Origin of the sequence: Gilliamella sp. B3892 (assembly GCF_026536305.1) — a bacterium.
Classification (GTDB): Bacteria; Pseudomonadota; Gammaproteobacteria; order Enterobacterales; family Orbaceae; genus Gilliamella.
The window spans coordinates 5,868-9,187 of the sequence record NZ_JAFNOK010000020.1; the positions used below are offsets into that span (position 1 = coordinate 5,868).

The 3,320-nt window shown below is 37.8% G+C and carries 5 protein-coding genes; all 5 read left to right on the top strand.

What is annotated here, in order from left to right; genetic code table 11:
- Window positions 1–75: 75 nt before the first annotated feature.
- Genes J3U74_RS12165 through J3U74_RS12185 form a run of 5 tightly spaced genes read left to right on the top strand, consistent with a single transcriptional unit; the run spans window position 76 to window position 3,318 of the window.
- Window positions 76–1,245 (top strand): hypothetical protein, encoded by a 1,170-nt coding sequence (locus tag J3U74_RS12165; protein ID WP_267328480.1) that lies wholly within the window; start codon window positions 76–78, stop codon window positions 1,243–1,245.
- Window positions 1,245–1,673 (top strand): hypothetical protein, encoded by a 429-nt coding sequence (locus J3U74_RS12170; protein WP_267328479.1) that lies wholly within the window; start codon window positions 1,245–1,247, stop codon window positions 1,671–1,673. The genes J3U74_RS12165 and J3U74_RS12170 overlap by 1 nt, the downstream gene beginning before the upstream one ends.
- A 9-nt stretch (window positions 1,674–1,682) precedes the next feature.
- Window positions 1,683–2,753 carry a major capsid protein gene (locus J3U74_RS12175; RefSeq protein WP_267328478.1) on the top strand — a complete coding sequence of 357 codons (1,071 nt, stop codon included), beginning with the start codon at window positions 1,683–1,685 and terminating at the stop codon, window positions 2,751–2,753.
- A 2-nt stretch (window positions 2,754–2,755) separates the two neighbouring features.
- Entirely contained in the window at window positions 2,756–2,932 is a 177-nt protein-coding gene (locus J3U74_RS12180; protein ID WP_267328477.1) for a hypothetical protein, read from the top strand.
- 2 nt (window positions 2,933–2,934) lie between these two features.
- Window positions 2,935–3,318, top strand: coding sequence for a DUF7370 family protein (locus J3U74_RS12185; protein ID WP_267328476.1), 384 nt, complete (start codon window positions 2,935–2,937; stop codon window positions 3,316–3,318).
- The last annotated feature ends 2 nt before the right edge of the window (window positions 3,319–3,320 follow it).

Below are 3,320 nucleotides of genomic sequence, written 5' to 3' on the forward strand. Positions count from 1 at the left end.
GAGAGACATTCATAATCAAATCTCTTAAACCGCTTCGGCGGTTTTTTTATATTTAAAATCCACACGAGGTAAAGCATGACACTTAAAAGTGTGAATGTTTTATCTGTCGTTAATAGTAAATCCAAAATATCAACACAAATCATCGACGGTAAAGAGCACATTGTTATCAATGATGTGGTCCCCATTGTGGATGACATTGTCATGAATGGGATTTTCTATCCGGCAGATGAAATTAACAAATCATATATGACATTGAATGACAATTTAATGCCATTAGACCACCCACGAATAAATAACGAGCATGTTTCTGCATTAAACCCACAAGCCATTAATAATTTTTATATTGGTGCGTGGGGTAGAAATGTTCGAAAATCTAAAGACAGGGTGCTTATGGATGCGTATATCGATAGGAAATTTGCAGAAAGCACCGAAAAAGGGCGAATGCTTGTAAATCGCCTTGATGACATGATGAGTGGTAAAAACATCACGCCAATTCATGTGTCAACAGGGTTAACTTACACGCCCGACAATCAATCAGGCATATCAAAAGGCAAACGCTACAAGTCAATAGCTCGAAATATGAAATTCGACCATGTCGCTATATTACCCGATAAAAAAGGCGCGGCCACACCAGATGATGGTGTTGGTATTTTTGTTAACTCGGATGGTGAAAAATCGCCAATTGAAAATGTAAGTCTTATCGAGTGTTCAGAAGATTCAATAAGCAACGTAATTAGCAAAACTATTAAAGAAGTTTTAAGCGTATTTAAATTTAATCAAAAAGAGGAAGAAGACTTAATGAAAGAAAAAATCATAATGGCTCTAGATGCTGCGGGTATTAAAACCGATGGCTTATCAGATGAGCAACTGTTAAAGGTTTATAACGAGCAAATAACCAAGGATGCGATTGATAAAAAGAAATCTTCTGAGGAAGAAGAAAAGAAAAAAGCCGAACAGGAAAAGAAAAACGCAACGAATGCCGAAAATGCACCAGCATGGGCAAAGTCATTAATGAACAAGGTTACAAATTTGGAATTAGCTGTAAATGCAAACACAGAAAAAGAACTCTCTGTTAAACGAGAAGCAGTAAAAGCTAAGTTCAACATGACGCAAACTGCTGTAAATGCGCTAACTGGTGAACCACTAGATGCTTTATATGCACAGTGCGTTAAAACAGCGCCTATTAGCGGTGGTTTTGCCAATAATTCAGATAATTCACTATTAAACATGGAGGCTCCAGAGTAATGATTCGATTTAAAACCGTGATTGGTGGCCCTGCACGTAAAAACGACCCACAAACGATTGACTTAAAAACAGGTGAAGCGATTGCTCCGTGTTCACTAGTTGCCGTTATCAACAACAAGCTAGTTAAACATTCAACGGCAGGTGAGCAAACTCAACCACTAGTTATCACCAATGACTATTTGGGTGGTCATGATATCCGTTCGGATGTCCCCGCTGATACAACCGGTATAGCAATCATTTGTGAAGATGATGTTACTTACCATGTTTTAGTGAAAGCTGGTGAGACTTTGAAGGTTGGCGATAAATTAACTTCTAACGGTGATGGCACATTAAAAAAAGCAAGCGGTGCTGATGCTGTGCTGTTCTATGCATTTGAAACCTATACCGTTGGCACAACCGCTGAACAAGTCCGAGTTCGTAAAGCTTAAGGAGTAATAATGAAGAACGAAAAAATTATTTTTAACAAGAAACTGATTACCAATTCAGCTCAAGTTGCTCAGGCTTGGAATCAATTAAAAGCAAGTCGTCAAATCTTTAACAACGCTCAAAAACTGATGAGTGAAATGCATGGCAATGCTATTGAAGTCAATCAGGCTGCAATTTTAACTCATGATTACTGGCGTGAAGTAGATAACGTCACTACCCGTGTTATTCGTGATGATGAGGGTGCTCCGTTACTTGATGATTTATTGTCTTTAGGTACACCAATTTCAATTGGAAAGACTGCTGCGTTATATCGTGTATCAAGTGATGCTGGCTATGTTAATCGCTCTATGTCAGGACAAGAGCCTGAAACATTAGATAAAGTTGTTTATGACCATTACGGTGATCCAGTTCCAATCTTTAAAACGGGTTATAGTCGTGAATGGCGTGAGTGGTTAGGTATGCAAACTGAAAATATTGACGCAATGTCAGATGACCAAGAGGCAGCAACCGCAGCTCTCCGTCGAAATATGGCGCAGTATCTTTTAACTGGTGACGACAAGATCAAGGTTAAAAACTATGAAGGCAAAGGGATTACTAACCACCCTCATACAAATCAAGTTGACTTAAGCGCATCAGGTTTCAATATTGATTTAACTTCTATGGCAACCAGCAATGACGATATTATCAATTTCTTCACAAAAGATTTTAGCGTTGTTTTAGATGACAACCTGGTTTCTGAGAAATTAAAATTCTATATTTCTCCTGAAATTGAGCGCCGATTAAATGTACCTTATTCAAATTCACAAGGCTTTAAAGAAGGAACATTAAAAGACTACATCTTACGCTATTGCGTTTACATTGATTCATTCACCAAAACGTTTGAACTAAAAGGCAACCATTTCATTAGTTATGTTCGCAATGCTCAGTACATCAAAACTCGTATTGCTGCACCAATTGGCTCATTCATGAAACAACGGGTCAATCCACATGATAACTATCAAACTCTTGTTTGGTCTGCGTTTGGTTTGCAAATTAAACGAGACTTTAACGGTAAAAGTAAAGTCTTTAACGCAAGGGGTTAATGATGAAATTAAGAGTTACACATCGTGGTTGTTACGGTCGCATTGATGGTGAGATTGCAGAGCTTCAGATTGGTCATGAGTTTGTTGTCCAAGAAATACCTATTGCTTTTGAAGGGCGAGTTATTGTATTGGAACAACAAACAACAGAACCAGAAGATAAAAAGAAAAAAGGTAAATAATTATGACGGTACAGGTAACAGCGGAAAATGTTAATCAAATGTTATCAGAGCTTGGTTATTCTGTACCGAGCTTAGTTATTGACGCAATTCTTAAAAAAGTAAATGCAATTAGTGATTGTTTGGTAGCGAATGACTATTCAGAAGCAGACCAGCTTTTAATATTGATTTACTCAGCTTGTTTACTTGCTCAAATGCAAGGAGCTAGAAAAATAGCCTCACAATCAGCACCAAGTGGTGCATCAAGGTCCTTCAAGTATGATGACGAGGGCTTTAAATCCATGTACTCATTGCTAAAAAATCTTGATGTTCACGGCTGTACTGATTGTTTGGGTATTTCTCGTTCGAATAAGCCGTTATTTTTAGTTGTGGGAGGTCACAATGAGTAATA